The following is a 16,250-nucleotide window of genomic DNA, read 5'->3' as shown; positions in this document are numbered from 1 at the left end:
AGTCACTGTGGATTCAAATCACCAAAGCAACTTGAAGATGAGTATCAAACTCAAATTCAAAATTTAGTCGTGGCATAGGACAAAAAAGTCTCTATTTAAATTGTCTATTTTATTGACAGGGGACCAGATAATTTCTGCCTGCTAACACATCTCCAACAGTTAATCCTCCAGGTAAGGATCCAGGGGATAAAATTTCAATTCTATCACTATATATTTTTATCTGTATAGGTCCACAATCTATATAGGAGCGGTGCGCAAAAGCATTTATTAGACCCTCCCTAATCGCTACTGGTGGGAAATCTCTTTTATCTTTTCTTTGTGGATTTCCTGTAATTTCTGAATGTGTATGGTTATTTAAATTAATGTATTCTAGCATTTTATCAATTTGATTAAATATAGACCCTTGGAACCGTCTACTATCTTCTAAGGATTCTAGTGTTTTTTCACTGCCAAAAATAGCAACGGTTGCTGAATATGGATTTTCTTCACTTAATAGCAATGCTGTATTAGAATACCTTTGATCTTTGCTCAAAAATCCAGATAATTTCTGCGGATTAAATTTCTTATGAACAGCATTAAATTTTTCTTCTAAGTAACTAAAATTAAGTTGCTGTATATCAGAAGTCTGTTCATCAAAGGCGTCTAAGTTACTCTTATTAATTAATTTTTTAATACTTTCCGCAGATGCTGGTTCAGTTAAAGAATTGTTTCTGACATACGTATACAAATTACTTTTTTTCTTTAGTTGATATGGAGTTAGTTTTCCGGGGATCACTTCAATGCAAAGGGGCTCGTTATCGGTATGAACTTTTATTAGATTAACTGCCGATGGGTAAAAGGAAGTACTAGCCCAATTACTGATGATTTCTTCATATTTATGTTTCTCCTCATCATTAAATGTTCTGATGATTTTTCTGGTATCATCATCAACGCCTAAGTATATATACGCAGTCTCCTCACCATTTAAAAAGCCAGTAATTTCTTTTTTTAATTTCTCTGTGAATTCTTCTTTGTATTCTATGGTTTGGCTTTCCATTGGGAAAGGCTATGGTGTCTCTATTACTTAACATTTTTCATCTCATGAAATCAGAGATGATGGATGAACACTTCGAAAATCCAGAAAGTCTTGCACAAGCGATGACTGAGTGGATTGAATTTTACAATAATCGCAGAATCAGAACAAAACTAAAAGGCAAGTCACCGGTAAAATACCGAGAACTTGCCAATCAACTAATAGCTTAATTAAGTTGTCCAACTTTGTGGGTTCACTTCAGACTCATAGTGAGCTCAGTTGTTTTTTGTAATGATAAATTAATTAGTCAACCGTTTGTGTCCAGTTGTATGGATCAGGACGGTCACCATATTGGATACCAACTAATTCGTTGTATAGTTTCGTCGTCACTGGTCCAGCTTCAGTTTCGCTGTAGAAGACATGCTTTTTACCTTCATAAGTTAACGAACCAACAGGAGAAATAACAGCGGCTGTTCCCATAGCGCCAGCTTCAGCAAATTGATCGACTTCATCAAATGGTACTGGGCGTTCAACTGGATCTAATCCTTGATCTTTAGCCAATTGTAGTAGAGAACGCTTGGTGATTGAAGGCAAAATTGATTCTGACTTGGGGGTTACAAATTGACCTTCTTTAGTGATACCAAAGAAGTTGGCACCACCAAATTCATCAACATACTTGTGTTCACGAGGGTCTAAGAATAAGCAATCAGCGTAACCTTCTTGATGAGCTTTTGCTGAAGAGAATAAGCTACTTGCATAATTTCCTGAGGTCTTTGCTTGACCGGTACCAGCATATGCAGCACGGTCATATTCGCTTACAGTATATGGTGAAGGGTTTAGACCATTTACATAAGCACCAACGGGTGTTGCATAAATGTGGAAGGTATATTCGGTTGCTGGCGTCACACCAACGACACTACTTGTTCCAATCATAAATGGTCGTAGGTAGAGAGAAGCACCTGTACCGTATGGTGGGACAAATTCTTCATTAGCCTTCACAACTTGCTTAACGGCATCAACAAAAGCATCAACTGGATAAGGAACCATCATCATACGTTGAGCAGAATCAACCATGCGTTCAGCATTCAATTCGGGACGGAATAGATTGATCTTACCATCCTTACGACGATAAGCTTTTAGGCCTTCAAAAACTTCTTGGCCATAGTGGAGCACTTCGGCAGCAACTGATAATTCGACGGTTGAACGAGTCGTCAACTCACCTGGTTGCCACTCACCATCTTTGTACTTTGCCTCAAAGTCATAGGGCAAATCGTGATATTCAAATCCTAAATTGTTCCAATCCAAGTTTTCAACTTTTTCTTTCATGATACATTCTCCTCGTGATAATAAATTGATTGATTAAATTGTAATATGTTTACTGTGAAACTGCGGCAACTTTTTGCTCACTAGCTTTATCATCTTCAAGAACTTGATTAATAAAGCCATTGACATCAAACTTATCTGTAAATTCAGTGAGATGAACCAGATGACGTAAGAAATTGTGGGTAGATGCTTCGTAGTTATACTTTTTGCCTAAATCATAGATATAGCCATTGATATAATCCACTTCGGTTTCACGACCATTTGATAGATCCTGGTACATCGAAGGGAAGTGCAAGGGGTTACCGGTCTGACTAACGGTGACCACTTGCTGCCATTCTTCTTGGCGCGAAGTTAATAATTTAATACCAGCACGTTCACAAACATCATAAGCTTCGTCAATTAACTGGATAGATAACGCACGTGTTGTTGGCGCCTGGATGAATTCACCCATGCGGACTTTAAACATTGTGCAAAGCGTATTGACCACTGAATTGAAAACAACCTTGGCCATTAAAGTCCCATTAAAATTAGTTGTTAATGTTGGATTCATACCAGCTACCTTAAAATCAGCAACTACTTCCTGGGTGACGTCATCTGGTTGTTCAGTTTGATTCGCAAAGTTAACTGATCCAGCACCTTTTTGACCAATGAAATCCACATCGCCTGCTTTGTTTAGCACGGTACCAATCATGGCTGTACCACCAATAACGTGTTCGGGAGCGAAGTACTGATTCAATTTTTCAATATGTCCCATGCCGTTCATACAAGTTAGCGCATAGTGCTTGTCATTAAAGAAATGTGCGCAGCGATCCAAAAGTTCAGCTAGCATATACTGCTTGGTAAAGACAATCTGAATGTCTGCACGTCCGTCATATTCTTCGGGAGAGTATACGTTGATTGGTACGAGGTGTTTATTTTGCCCGTCACGGGAGACATAAACGCCATGTTGTGACCGAATGGTACTAAGTTGTTTATCCCATGTATCTACAAAATCCACTTCAAAACCGGCTTCTTGTAGTAGGACACCAAACCGCAATCCCATTGCACCTGATCCTAATACTGCATATTTCATTCTTATTGCCTTCTTTCTGCGACTGATTAGCCATAAAAGTTGGACAAATTATCCATATGAGGCGTCTGTCTTATTGTTATGGCTAAATAGATGATTGATTGTCGAATTATTATTTATTAAATGACTAATATCGGATTCTATAAGACATCACCTCCCAAGTTTTACAAATTGTTATGAAAAAAGCCCTTAACTTTGATCAAATTCCTGGTCAAAGTTAAGGGCGCATTAGCACGGTACCACCTTAATTGTTTTAAAAACATCTCACGTACAGCAAAATTACTAGACGTTCACACGATAATGGGTGTCCCCAATGCTGTTTAATAATCAATTGATGTTCACAACACAGCTGAGAGATGATCATTATCAATTTTTGTGTATCGCTTTTCACCAAACAGCGACTCTCTAAACACAGCGAAAGGTAAAATTCTCCTTATTGCTTTTTAATCATAATTTAATTTAATAAGAGATTAACGCGTTTAGGGATGTTTTGTCAACTATATATTGAAAAATAAATTTATTTTATTGGTTATTTGACATATGTTCTGATTTTTGGTGGTTGATAATCTGCAATAAATTTGAAAATTTCATCTAGTGAGTCGGAAAAAAGTAGTTTTTCACGATCTTCAACTGTTAGAAAACCCTTCTCAGTCATATTATCAAACATGGTTTGCAAAGGATCATAATAGCCATTGACATTGAAAAAATGCAAGGGTTAGGATTATCGCCGATGCGTGCCCATGAAAAAGCTTCAGAAATTTCTTCGAGTGTACCAGGGCCACCTGGTAGCGCAATGCAGGCATCAGATAGGGTTAGCATCGTTGCCTTGCGGATAGCCATATTATCCACAATCTTTAGATTAGTTAGCCTTGGGAAAGCGGCACTACGTTCATAAGGTTCTTTTGGCATGATACCCTGTACACGACCACCAGCATCAAGGACCTCATTGGCTAATAAGCCCATCAAACCAACCCCGCCACCGCCATATACAAGTTCTAGATTGTGAGTGGCTAGGTAATGTGCCAGTGTAATAGTAGCCGTTTGATAAGCTTGATCATTTCCCATGGCGGCACCACAATATACTGCAATTCGTTTCATTTGTTAGGGACCATCCTTGTATGAATTATAACTTTGTTTTTTCGATTCTAGCACCAGTGATAAGCAGATGACACTTTATGCTTATATAAAAAAAGACTTCATATCTTTTAAGTTGTGGCACATTTTCTTCTTGCTTATTCTCTTCTTTTGCCAAGTCCATGTTAATTATCGTGTTGAAATGAGAAAAAATACGCTAATTATTAGCACACTAAAAACATCTACTGATTACAAATATCACTCTGATATAGTTATAGAGGCTAAATGTCAGTTAGAAACCCTGAACGTATGGTATTTTTTAACTATTTCATATCAACTTGAATAGCAATCTCTTTCAATGCCCTGCTTAAAGCTTTGCTAATTTGATCTGGAGATAAGGGAGCATTCTTCTTAAAAGTTGTCTCAGGAATCAGCTTACATCCAGCTCTTTACATCAATGAACCGGTAACGAAACAAGGACGCACGCCGTTTTTAGTTAAAATGTTTGATACGCACCCACCTTTGAATGAACGAATTGCTCGTCTAAAACGGTTGTTGGGTGAAAATTAAATTTATTTTTTGAAAAATAATCTCGTTAAAATGTTAATTTCCTTGGCATTTAACGGGATCTTTTTATATTAAAGGCCGACTAAAAATGATTATTTTTAAAAATTATGTTGACAGTTAAAATTTCATGGGTTAAATTAAAGGCACATTAAAATTTGATTGAAAGAAATGCAGCGATGAGGAGAGTAACTTTGCGAAATCATTTCAGGGAGTCCCGTTAAGTGAGAAGGGATAATGAGGCGTTAGGTGAAAGTAACCTCTAAGCAGTAAATGCGAAGAAATGAGTATTTACGGTGGGCACCCCTTAAAGTGCTAGCGTATCGTCGTCTTTAGACTGTACGCGAAGAGACGATTTGTGTGAGCAGATCGTGAATAAAGGTGGTACCACGCATAAGCGCCCTTGATCTTATAAAAAGATCAAGGGCGCTTTTTTTAGTCAAAAATATATTAGAAAATGGAGAGTGATTTTTATGAAGTTCGCAATGATTGGTGCAGGTGCAATGGGGTTACGTTACGGAATTTTACTGCAGGAGGCCGGCAATGATGTCACGTTTATTGATACTTGGCAACCACATATCGATAAAATCCGTGAGCAGGGCGGCGTCTACGTTATGCGGGATCATAAAGATCGCTACCTGACAAAGATTAAATTGGAAACTCCTGAAACTTATGATGATGATCCGGATATGCTGATTTTCTTCACAAAGCAAATGCAGTTGGAAGATTACCTGAAACGCTGCAAGCACTTCTTTAATGATCGTCAGTATGCCTTTACCTGTATGAATGGGATGGGCCACATTGAAAAACTGCAGAAGTACTTTGCCGATGACAAAATCATTGGTGGCACTGCTTTAATTGCCACGGTTCTACCAGGTCCCGGTGAAGTTGATTTTATGGGCAAACGCGGTGCCGGTATGATGAACATGTGCCCGTTGAATGAAAAGCCGGATGACATGTGCTATCAGCTATTCAATGAGTTAAAGAAGGCTCAAATGAATCCAACTTTAACTAATGACTTTACTGGAACTTTGATGACAAAAGTTATTTTTAACTCTGTTATCAATACGATTTGTACAATGTTTGAAATTCCGATGGGTGAATTTGGTAATTTCAAAGGGGCTTATCAAATGGGTCGTCAATTAATTGATGAAGCTTATGACATTTGTGCCCGTGCCGGCATTCATTTGGTTTCAACCCGAGATGAAGAGATGGCAGCTTTGGATCATAATACCCGAATTGATATGCCGCTTCATTACCCTTCCATGTATCAGGATATGATTAAGGATCGCCCAACTGAAGTTGATTATATTAATGGCTACATCGCGAACCTGGGTCGTAAATATCATTATGAAGCTGCGACTCACTTGTTTGTTACCCAAGCGGTTCATTTAGCAGAATATCACCGACAAAATGAAGCTAAAAGGCGAGCTGCTGAAAAGCAACGGGCAGAAATTGAATCTCAAACGGCTCAAACAGCGTAAAAACCGAGTAGGTGAACGTGATAGGTTGAAGCAAGTTCTTTGAGCGTTGCGAATATTTCCTCCTGTTGATCGCGCGTTCCGGAAACTTCAATGTAAAACGAGTAAACACCAAGCTCAGTTTTGGTTGGAAGAGACATTAGGGTAATTAAGTTTAGCTTAGCCTTAGCAAAGTAACCTAATATCTTATATAGCGTTCCCGGTTGGTCGTTAAAGGAAGGTGTAACGAAGAGTGGGGCCTTAAAGTGATTTGTATCAAGGGGTTGTTTGGATAATTCATTCAAATTGGCTGGTTGGTTTTTAAAAATGATGAATCGGGTGTTATTATCATCTTGATCAGCAACATGATTCTTCATTAACGGAAACTGGATGTAAGCTGATTTCTGAGACAACGTGACCACGGTGTACCTTAAATAAAATTGCATCGGCATACACAAAAGCATACTTTTGCGTAAGGGGACGTCGGTTAAAATCCAGCACTTGGTCGTCCAAATTATTGCATAAAGCCGAGACCGTACTTTTAGAAAAGGTTGTCCCACATAACTTCTTAGTAATCTCAGCTACTTTACGTGTTGAAACACCTTGGATTACCATTTCCATTAATGCCAAATCAAAGGCCTGCTCACTACGCTGGTAGCGTTTGAACAGCTGTGTTGAAAAATTGCCATGACGGAGTTTAGGAACGTGTAGTTCAAGTGTTCCTACTCGTGTGGTAAGCTGACGAACCCGATAACCATTCCGTGAATTGGTTCGCTCATCCGAACGTTCATAAGCCTTAGCTTTAATCTGCTCAGTCGCTTCGGACTTAAGAATTTCATCAAGGATCTTGGCCATAATTGATTGCATGGCCTTATCCCGATCACCTAGTAATAGCTCCTTTAATTCGTCATCCTCTAAATTTAATTCAACTTTTGGCATAATGAAGTTCCTTTCAGATTTCACAAAGTCCTATTTAGAATTTACACCAATTATACGGACATAACCGGTTATCGGACCGGTCAAATAAAAGGACAGATAGAAAAGGGCGCCAGTGGTTCAATTAATGAACTCGCTGACGCCCTTTGATTTAGGAATGTAATGTTCCTTGCGGTATCTCTAACTTAGCCATACGGCCTGTCGAGGAGGTTAGTCGCACTTCCGATAACGTGCTCCCCAACCGCAGGCCTAGTGGCTAAGTCCGGACGGAGAACGATGCGTTCCGCATCAACCCCTGTCCTATCCTTAGCCCACGGCCTGCCTTATGGTTGGTCCGCACTCACTACTTGCCCGAGTCCCCGTAGTTGGAGAGAACGCGAGCGGATGGGTCGTCAACGTCGCAACCTTCCCAGTCGCTGTTTGGCATCCAGTAGTCCTTGATCCATTCGGCCTTGCCCGGGAAGAATTCTTCAAAGATGTCGCGGTAGAGCAAGGATTCCTTGGTAAACGGCGTCTTGTAGGCGTACTTTTCGCTGGCCTTGGCCACGTCTTCATCCGTGTACTTGGCGTCGGCGTATTCCTTTAAGTCGTCGACCAGGGAGTGACCAACGGCATCGGAGAAGGCCGCCTTTTCCCGCATCAAGATGTCGTCTGGCAAGTAGTCTTGTCCGGCAAAGGCCATCCGCAACAGGTACTTACCCTTGTCGTAGTGGTTCATCTTCATGTCCGGGTCTAAGGACATCACGTATTCCACGAAGTCGAGGTCGGCAAACGGCACCCGGCCTTCAAGGGAGTTAGCCGAGATGCAACGGTCGGCCCGCAGCACGTCGTACATGTACAGTTCACGAACCCGCTTCATCGATTCGCTTTGGAAGGCCTCGGCGTTTGGCGCGTAGTCGGTGTACTTGTAGCCAAACATTTCGTCGGAACATTCCCCGGTCAGGATCACCTTCAGGTCGGTCGTTTCGTGGATCTTCTTGCACAATAGGTACATTCCGATCGAGGCCCGGATGGTCGTAATGTCCCAGGTTTCCAGGGTATAAATAACCTTACGCAGCGCCCCTAAAACATCGTCGCGAGTCATGATGAATTCGGTGTGGTCAGTGCCTAAGTAGTCGGCAACTTCGCGGGCGTACTTGAGATCGATCGGGTTGCGGTCCATCCCGATCGCAAAAGTCCGTAACTTCTTGCCCGGCATTAACTTAGATGCGATCGAGCAAACCAGGGAAGAATCCAGGCCCCCGGACAACAGGTAGCCCACCGGAGCGTCAGCGTGGAGCCGCTTTTCCACCCCCTTGACCAGGTAATCACGGATGCCGGTCGTGGCTTCTTCAAAGCTCGGCGTGTGCATCCGGGTAACCATGGCCGGGTCGCGGTAGGTAACGAACTTTTCGCCGTCGTAGTAGTGGCCCGGTGGGAACGGGAAGATTTGGTCGCACAAGTCCATCAGGGTCTTGGCCGTGGAACCAAAGGCGATTTCGCCCTTCTCCTTGGTGTAGCCGTAAAACATTGGCCGGATCCCGATCGGGTCACGTCCGGCCACGACCTTCTTGGCCACCTTGTCGTATAAGACGAAGGCGAACTCGGCGTCGAGCATCTTGCACATGGTGTCCAGCCCGTACTTACGGTAGAGCGGGATCAAAACTTCGCAGTCACTAGAGCTTTGGAAGCTGAAGTCGTCTTTTACGTTCTCCTTGAGCTGTAAGAAGTTATAGATTTCCCCGTTGCAGACCAGGGTGCAATCTTCGCCCTTGAAGGGTTGCATCCCGTCATCGGACAGGTCCATGATCGCCAGGCGGTTGAAACCAAACATCACCGCGTCTTCTTCAACGGTTTCGGTCATGTCCGGGCCGCGGTCAACGTTTTTCTCCAGGGCGTCGCAAAAGGTCGTTAAATCAAATTCCTTAGAATCAACAGCTAAAAATCCGCACATTGTAAAGTCTCCTTTGTGGTTAAACCGTGGATGAAAAAAATAAGCCTTTCACCCCTTGCTTTTTTGACAAGGGACGAAAGGCTTATTTCCGCGGTACCACCCAAGTTGGCTAGGGTATTACTAGCCCACTTTTCATTGAGTACAAACATACTCATCCGGTGGTAACGTTCCGGTCACGACTAAGCCTACTTTGCAATGCATTTGGGTTAGTAATCTTCGAAAGTGTTATTCAATCGCAGAGGGTTGGTCAGGTTTCCACTAGCCCTGACTCACTGGACAAATCAACGACCTACTCGTCTTTCTAATTTTTCTCTTATTTAATTTTTTCCAATTCTAGCGAACTTTATTTAAGTTGGCAAGCCCCTAAAGCGATTTTTTTGAAAAAAGTGCCACGCCCCGACCAAAAAAGGGGCCAAAACGGGGTGAAGAACGAACTTCTCAAATCGGGGTGCAGATCCGGTTCGGAAGTGCAAAAGCGCACCCAAAGAAGCTTATTAACCCTTTCTAATAAATCGGCTAATAATTGATTCTATAATAAAGTATGGGTAAAGAAAGCAAGTAGGGGAGGTTAATTCACCCATCGGGGGCGAGAAGTAGACGAAAAACGCACCAATGTAATTGAATTATGGTGATTATTTATACGCTCAAGCATCAGTAGACAATATATAGGTCGTCTCTCTAGCGCCACAACTTCTATTTGGTAACGGCCTGTTCTGGGATTGTCCTCAACGACTGGCTAACTTGTTCTTGCAATTTACGATTATTTCTGTCTAACTAATCTAATTTGTATTCAAACTATCAGCTAATTGTTGGGCAGCCAATAACATTAAATCCTTAATTTGTTCTGGTGGCTCAGGCTGATCTTGGCCTAACCAGACGCGTAGAATATTGGTAAAACCACCTAGTTGAAAAGCCATCACATAATTCACTTGGGTAGGAGTGCCCTGAACATGCCAGGGAGCCGCAAACTGTTGATAACGGGGGATTGCTTTTTGCTGCCAAATTTCATTCATATGATCAAATAAGCCTTGTCGGATCAATAATTGAATTAAATCTCGTTTTTGCCACCAAAAATTTAAAAAAATGTCAAAAGTAGTTTTTAGCATCATTTCCCCTACCTGCGGTTTCTGCTGGAGTAATTGTTCAAAGTACTGATCGAACAACTGATCACACAGGTAATTAATGACCGCTTCTTTATTTTTAAAAGAATGATAGAACGTTTTTCGCGATAATTCAGCGGTTTGGGCAATTTCAGTAATAGAAATATCCTGAAAGTTCTCTTTCGTCATTAAATTTATAAGGGCGTCACATAACCATTGCTTAGACTGCTCAACCATACGCTGCTTGCCGTTCATTTTATTAACATCTCCTCTACTATCGGTAACAAATTATAGCAATCTGTAGCACTTAGCCAATAAGGATTGTTTTAATGCTTAGGGCTAATTATACTAAAGACTGCAAACAAAGGTAACAAATGTTTCCTTTGTATTCATCTGTTACCGAAAGGAGCGCTTGATAGATGTCAAAAGTTACTAAAATTATCAGTTTTATCGGGTTAACCATTGCGATGTTTATGGGCACCTTAGACAGTACTATCGTCAACATTGCTTTACCCAAAATTATGACCCATTTCAATGCCAATCTAACTGATACAAGTTGGGTTGCCACCATCTATACGTTAGCCTTAGCCGTGTTTATGATCACTGGTTCAAAGATTGCCGATCGTTATGGTCGTAAAAAAATTATGTTATTAGGATTAGCCTTATTTGGCGGTTTTTCGGCGGCTTGTATGTTGGCAACGTCGTTGCCAGAATTGATTGCTTTTCGATTTTTTCAAGGATTAGGTGGTGCCATTATCACCCCGATTGTCTTACCAATGGGAATTGAAATATTTGGCAAAGCGCATATGTCAAAAATTGCCAGCGTTGTGGGCGCGGTAACGGCTTTAGCCGCTGCCGGGGGGCCACCGATTGGCGGCGTGATTATTGAATATGCTTCTTGGCGCTGGGTATTCGGCATTAATGTCCCCTTAACCATTGTAGCTTTTCTAATTATAGCTATGGGGGTAAGAGAATCATATGACAAATCCTTGGCGGGGAGAATTGATTTACCAGGAACGATTCTTTTAACACTAGGCTTAGGTGGTTTAACCTTTGGCCTACTAGAAGGCCGCCAATATGGTTGGCAATCGGGCATCATCTTAGGAACACTCATTGGCGGCGTATTAGCTATTGGATTGTTCATCTTTATCGAAAGTAAAGTCAAACACCCACTACTTGAATTAGATTTGTTCCGTGAAAAAACTTTAACTGCTTCTAGTTTAGTTTACTTTTTAACTGGCTTTGCGTTAGTTAGCCCCACCCTGATTTTAAATTATTTTTTACAAGACGTTCTGAACGATACAGCGTTACATGCAGCCCTAATTATTATTCCAGTTTCCTTAACAATCATGGTAGCGATGCCTTTGGGAACTAAGTTATTTGATCAAGTTGGCGCAGTTCCGGTTACTTTGATTGGCCTCTTAGTCATGGCAGCTAGTTTACTGCTCTTGTCGTTTATCACCACCACCACGCCTAAAGCTGTTATCATTACTTTTCTGGTGATTAACGGTGTTGGTTTTGGGTTCTCTTCGGTTTCGTTAGTGGCCTCGGTTAAGCATTTGCCCAAAAATAAAAGTGGGATTGGTTCGGGAATTGTTAACGCAGCGCGTCAAATTGGCACCTGTTTAGGAATTGCAATTCTAGTAACGGTCCTTGATAATAATGTCAATACAGCTAAGCAGCATATTCATCAAGATGCCATTCAAATTGTTGATCGACAGCAATTATCACCCAAAGTAAATAAAGTGGCTCATCAACAATTGAATAGCCTATTTTCCACTACTGGGTCAGCCAAATTAACAACTAAAAACAAACAGACAAACCTAAGACGTGCCCTTAAACAAGCGGCCAAATCTCAAGTTGATTTACCACAGCCCCAAAAGGGAACCGATCTTCACCAGATCTACCAAGCCCAGAAAAAGTTAGCACTAGCTACTGACAACTTAAAAGCGGGCAACCAGCAACTAGCACTTACCTTAACCAAGTTAGAGAATCAAAATACCGCTATATCTAAACTGTCAGTAGCTTCTCAAAAAATTAATTTGGGTAATCAGCAAATAAGCCAGGGTCAGAAAAAAATGTTAGTAGGTCTCAAACAATTGGCACAAAAAGAAGCTTTAACGACAGCTTTGAGAAAAATTAAGCATACTAAGAATCGACAAATCAGCCAGGCCTTCAGTCATACCTACTTAGTAGGAGCGGTGATTGTTTTGATTCTGTCGCCGATTGCTTTGTTGACAGATCGTAAGCCTTTAAAAAGTTGACCTGTGGGCTTGTTCGTAACTTAATTCGATACGGATTACAAGCTAAATCTAAAAAGGTACCTCGAATATGAGGTGCCTTTTTAGGTAGTTTCTTAGATGCTATTTGTTTTATCAGTATCATTTGTATATTTTCGGTATCAAATGATGTAAAATGATACTGAAAGGAGTGAGATGATCCTGAAAAAATTTGATTATAAAACTTTAAATAATTTAGAAATAACTTCTTCAATGAATGACAAGTTGAACCAAATTTATGAACTTAAAGGTCGTTTATCAGCTACGTCAATTACCTACAAAGAAGCCCTAGATCACTTGGTTAATGTTGCTAAAGTCCAGAGTACTGATGCTTCTAATCGTATTGAAGGAATTTATACCAGTAACACTCGGTTAAAACAATTGGTTCATCAAAAAATTAGCCCGCGTAATCGCAGTGAGGCAGAAATTGCAGGTTATCGGGACGTATTGGCTTTAATTCATGAACAATATGCATATATTCCGATTAACAACAGTTCAATCTTAACGTTGCATAAACGTTTGTTTAGCTACACCAACAGCACCTGGGGTGGTCAATTCAAAGATTCTGATAATCAAATCATTACCGAATATGCGGACGGTAGGCAGGAAGTCCGTTTTCAACCACCTGCAGCGTATTTAACGCCGAAATTGGTTCAGGAACTTTGTATCAATTATAATTTAGCAGTTGATCAGCAAACTTTTGCACCACTAATTTTATTAGGCGCCTTTATATTTGATTTTGTTTCGATTCACCCGTTTCGTGATGGTAACGGCCGTATGTCGAGATTGTTAATGCTGTTAACAATGTATCAAGCACAACTCAACGTTGGAAAGTACATCAGTCTGGAAAATTTAATTGAGAAAACCAAGCGGTCCTATTATGAAGTTCTCAAGCAGAGTTCTTTAAATTGGCAAAATAACCAGAATGACTATGCGCCCTTTTTAGATTATTTTTTTGGTGTTATCTTGCAAGCATATCGCAATCTTAATGATCGGCTCAATCTGGTACAAGACAAACCAGTGTCGGCAACGGATTTAATTCTTACAACATTAACGCAAGAATTAAAACCCTTGTCTAGAAGTGAGCTCACGGCCCTGATCCCGCAATACAGCGATATAACAATTAAACGAGCTCTTAGTGAATTGAAGAAAAGTCAGCGGATAAAACTTATTGGCAAGGGAAGATCGTCAAAATATATTTTGAAAAATTAAGATGTTTAGCGCTAATTAGTTCTCTATATTATAAGTGAAGAGAACAATTTATCCATTCTTAGTTACAGAAAGAAGTCTTTTGGTGACTCATGATGTAGTATCACGATGATTAGTTATAGGAAATGGATTTGATTTGAAATCTAAGTTTAAAGATTACATTAGCAACAAAAATGATATGCTTTAAAGAATAAATACATTGATATAGGAGATTTTAATGAAAAGTATTTGGGAGATGGACGCACCAATAGGCTTGGTTTTTTTCTTTGGGCCAGCTTCAATTATTGGAATTATGATGTTAATAAGTGGTTTTAACACCGTTTCAGCCATTATGGTCTTAGTGTTAGTTTTGTGTGGGCTTAAATACATGCACACTTCAATAATTGGTAAGTATAGAATAATGAAATCCATTGTTAACAGTATTCATTTAAAAAAAGACAGTAAAATATTAGACGCTGGCTGTGGTCACGGTGCCTTTATGTTGCAATTTAACAGACAAGCAGCAAATATAAGCGAAATAATAGGAATTGATATCTGGAGTAATAAGGATCAGGGAAGCAATTCAATTGCAGCTACTCAAAAAATAATGGAAAATAGTAATTTGGCTGACAAGGTAAAGTTGAAAACTGCTAATATCTTAAACATGCCATTCAACGATAATGAATTTGATCTGATTGTATCTAGTTTGGTACTGCATAATATTAAGCCATTTGAGAAACGGAAAGCAGCGCTTGTAAACATAGCAAGGGTTCAAAAACAAAAAGGTCAGTTAGTAATCATGGATATAGGCTACGAAACTAGTAAATATGTGCGTATTCTTAAAGACTTGGGATATCAAAACGTTAATATTGCAAATACTGGCTATAACGGTTGGTGGGGTACCCCGATGGTTCCAACTTTTGTAATAACAGCAACCAAATAAAAAAGCTACTAACCAAAATCGATTTGATCCAGCATGGTTTCTTGACTAGCTTGATCCAATCCTAAACAAGCTAAAGTCATCGTTTCGCTAGAATGATTTAACAGGTTCATGACTAGGCCAATATTATAATTCGATTGTGTATAGACGCGATATGCCCCTGTTTTACGCATGGTATGAGTCCCTAGATAATTAGTCCCTAATAAATCGGCAACCTTACTCATGATTTTATAGAACTGTTTTTCCGTGATATGGCGCTCTGGGTGCTGGAGGGAAGGAAACAACCAGTCAGAGATTAAATGATTTTCCTGCAGCCAAGCTTGATAGACTAATAAGTCATTTTGAGCAGGTTTCAAGTATAGTAAGTTAGCTTTGCCGATTTTTTGGTCGTGGATAAACGCATTCTGACGCACGCTACCATTTTCGTTAAAGACATCGGTCCAACGAAGCCTCATAACATCGCTCACCCGTAACAAGGTTGCTTTACCAACTTGAAAAACTGTATAGTTATGGCACAACTGTTCAGAAATTTATGTACCAAATACTAGGATAGGAGCAAGCTTATGCATGAAGCTTAACAAGCCTCATATCATAGGTGGAGGATATACTGGCCATATAGGTCTGATTGGTCCGACCATTATCCCCTTCCAAGGAGCTTGTTGGAATTGTTTTGAACGAAAATACAAGAATGATTTAAAAGATCATCACTTTGACATTCTTCTGAATACTCGAAAAAGCTCTGGAGCTGTTGTCTTTTTATCAAGTATAATTGCTAATATTCAGGCATGGGATGGCGTCAGAGTCATAACAGGAATTGGCTCCCCTTTAATGTTGAATCGTAAGGGTTTTCTTGACCTAGACACATTAAAAATTGACTGGGAAATAGTTTCTAAGGATCCTAATTGCGAGGTTTGCCAAACCAATTCTTATGATAAGAACAATTAATTGTAAATCGTTTTAATCAACTCAGTGTAATAATCCTCGTATTAGAATATTGAAAGATTGAAGGGCCAGATTTGAAAATTATAAGTGATAAGAACAACAATATCATCACCAATAGAGAATCAAACATTCAAATCAGCAAGGATTTTCTTAGTAATTTTATCAGCTCTTTAAGCGGTAAGATGTTTTCTTTTGGTTTAGGTTTAATGCTACTTGACCAAACAAGGTCAGCATTAAGCTTTGGAATGAATATGTTAATTTCTCCAATAATTGGTCTATTATTTCTTGTTCCTATTGGAAATATTGTTGATATGGTCAACCACAAAAAAATTTTAATCTATAGTATGTCTTTATGGTCCCCTGTCAATAAAATAGACAATTTAAATAGAGACTTTTTTCTCCTATGCCACGACTAAATTTTGAATTTGAG

The 16,250-nt window shown here is 39.9% G+C and carries 11 protein-coding genes, 5 pseudogenes and 1 other annotated feature; of the genes and pseudogenes, 8 read left to right on the top strand and 8 right to left on the bottom strand.

Annotated elements, in window-relative coordinates:
• Positions 1-109: 109 nt before the first annotated feature.
• Complete coding sequence (locus D1831_RS12630; protein WP_125073239.1) at positions 110-1,036, bottom strand: RNA-binding domain-containing protein; 927 nt, start codon at positions 1,034-1,036, stop codon at positions 110-112.
• An 11-nt stretch (positions 1,037-1,047) separates the two neighbouring features.
• On the opposite strand from D1831_RS12630, the gene D1831_RS12625 reads away from it, so the two are divergent.
• Positions 1,048-1,242, top strand: coding sequence for an IS3 family transposase (locus D1831_RS12625; protein ID WP_225422891.1), 195 nt, complete (start codon positions 1,048-1,050; stop codon positions 1,240-1,242).
• Between the two features lie 73 nt (positions 1,243-1,315).
• Here the strand turns inward: D1831_RS12625 and D1831_RS12620 are convergent, their stop codons facing one another.
• The 3 genes and pseudogenes from D1831_RS12620 to D1831_RS12610 form a co-directional block, all read right to left on the bottom strand.
• Complete coding sequence (locus D1831_RS12620; RefSeq protein WP_057717930.1) at positions 1,316-2,338, bottom strand: branched-chain amino acid aminotransferase; 1,023 nt, start codon at positions 2,336-2,338, stop codon at positions 1,316-1,318.
• Positions 2,339-2,387: 49 nt separating this feature from the next.
• Positions 2,388-3,407, bottom strand: coding sequence for a ketopantoate reductase family protein (locus D1831_RS12615; protein WP_057717929.1), 1,020 nt, complete (start codon positions 3,405-3,407; stop codon positions 2,388-2,390).
• A 526-nt stretch (positions 3,408-3,933) separates the two neighbouring features.
• A pseudogene (locus tag D1831_RS12610) lies at positions 3,934-4,502 on the bottom strand (LOG family protein).
• Between the two features lie 420 nt (positions 4,503-4,922).
• Between D1831_RS12610 and D1831_RS14675 the strand changes: the two are divergent.
• Together D1831_RS14675 and D1831_RS12595 are read left to right on the top strand one after the other, a co-directional pair.
• Positions 4,923-5,048, top strand: a pseudogene (locus D1831_RS14675) (M48 family metalloprotease); the annotation flags it as partial.
• A gap of 467 nt (positions 5,049-5,515) precedes the next feature.
• Positions 5,516-6,526: a ketopantoate reductase family protein gene (locus tag D1831_RS12595; RefSeq protein WP_065674384.1), complete on the top strand. Its 1,011-nt coding sequence runs from the start codon at positions 5,516-5,518 to the stop codon at positions 6,524-6,526.
• 369 nt (positions 6,527-6,895) lie between these two features.
• Here the strand turns inward: D1831_RS12595 and D1831_RS12585 are convergent.
• From D1831_RS12585 to D1831_RS12570, 3 genes and pseudogenes are all read right to left on the bottom strand, one after another.
• Positions 6,896-7,441: pseudogene (locus D1831_RS12585) on the bottom strand (IS256 family transposase); the annotation flags it as partial.
• Between the two features lie 340 nt (positions 7,442-7,781).
• On the bottom strand, positions 7,782-9,371 hold the full coding sequence (asnB, locus tag D1831_RS12575; protein WP_016366111.1) for an asparagine synthase B: 1,590 nt from the start codon (positions 9,369-9,371) through the stop codon (positions 7,782-7,784).
• A 66-nt stretch (positions 9,372-9,437) separates the two neighbouring features.
• Positions 9,438-9,686: a binding site (T-box leader), on the bottom strand.
• Between the two features lie 464 nt (positions 9,687-10,150).
• Positions 10,151-10,726 (bottom strand): TetR/AcrR family transcriptional regulator, encoded by a 576-nt coding sequence (locus tag D1831_RS12570; RefSeq protein WP_057717418.1) that lies wholly within the window; start codon positions 10,724-10,726, stop codon positions 10,151-10,153.
• Positions 10,727-10,890: 164 nt separating this feature from the next.
• On the opposite strand from D1831_RS12570, the gene D1831_RS12565 reads away from it, so the two are divergent.
• The 3 genes from D1831_RS12565 to D1831_RS12555 all read left to right on the top strand — a co-directional run bounded on the left by D1831_RS12565 (position 10,891) and on the right by D1831_RS12555 (position 14,881).
• On the top strand, positions 10,891-12,735 hold the full coding sequence (locus D1831_RS12565) for an MFS transporter (RefSeq protein WP_057717419.1): 1,845 nt from the start codon (positions 10,891-10,893) through the stop codon (positions 12,733-12,735).
• 171 nt (positions 12,736-12,906) lie between these two features.
• Positions 12,907-13,962, top strand: a complete 1,056-nt coding sequence (locus D1831_RS12560) for a Fic family protein (RefSeq protein WP_041153627.1) — start codon at positions 12,907-12,909, stop codon at positions 13,960-13,962.
• Between the two features lie 214 nt (positions 13,963-14,176).
• Complete coding sequence (locus D1831_RS12555; RefSeq protein ID WP_041153628.1) at positions 14,177-14,881, top strand: class I SAM-dependent methyltransferase; 705 nt, start codon at positions 14,177-14,179, stop codon at positions 14,879-14,881.
• An 8-nt stretch (positions 14,882-14,889) separates the two neighbouring features.
• Here the strand turns inward: D1831_RS12555 and D1831_RS12550 are convergent.
• Positions 14,890-15,387, bottom strand: a pseudogene (locus D1831_RS12550) (tyrosine-type recombinase/integrase); the annotation flags it as partial.
• A gap of 58 nt (positions 15,388-15,445) precedes the next feature.
• On the opposite strand from D1831_RS12550, the gene D1831_RS12545 reads away from it, so the two are divergent.
• Positions 15,446-15,823 (top strand): TOMM precursor leader peptide-binding protein, encoded by a 378-nt coding sequence (locus tag D1831_RS12545; RefSeq protein ID WP_041153629.1) that lies wholly within the window; start codon positions 15,446-15,448, stop codon positions 15,821-15,823.
• A 77-nt stretch (positions 15,824-15,900) separates the two neighbouring features.
• Positions 15,901-16,164: pseudogene (locus D1831_RS12540) on the top strand (MFS transporter); the annotation flags it as partial.
• Positions 16,165-16,250 lie beyond the last annotated feature (86 nt).

This window comes from Lactiplantibacillus garii, assembly GCF_003885105.1.
Lineage (GTDB): Bacteria > Bacillota > Bacilli > Lactobacillales > Lactobacillaceae > Lactiplantibacillus > Lactiplantibacillus garii.
This window is presented reverse-complemented; position numbering and strand designations above follow the sequence as displayed.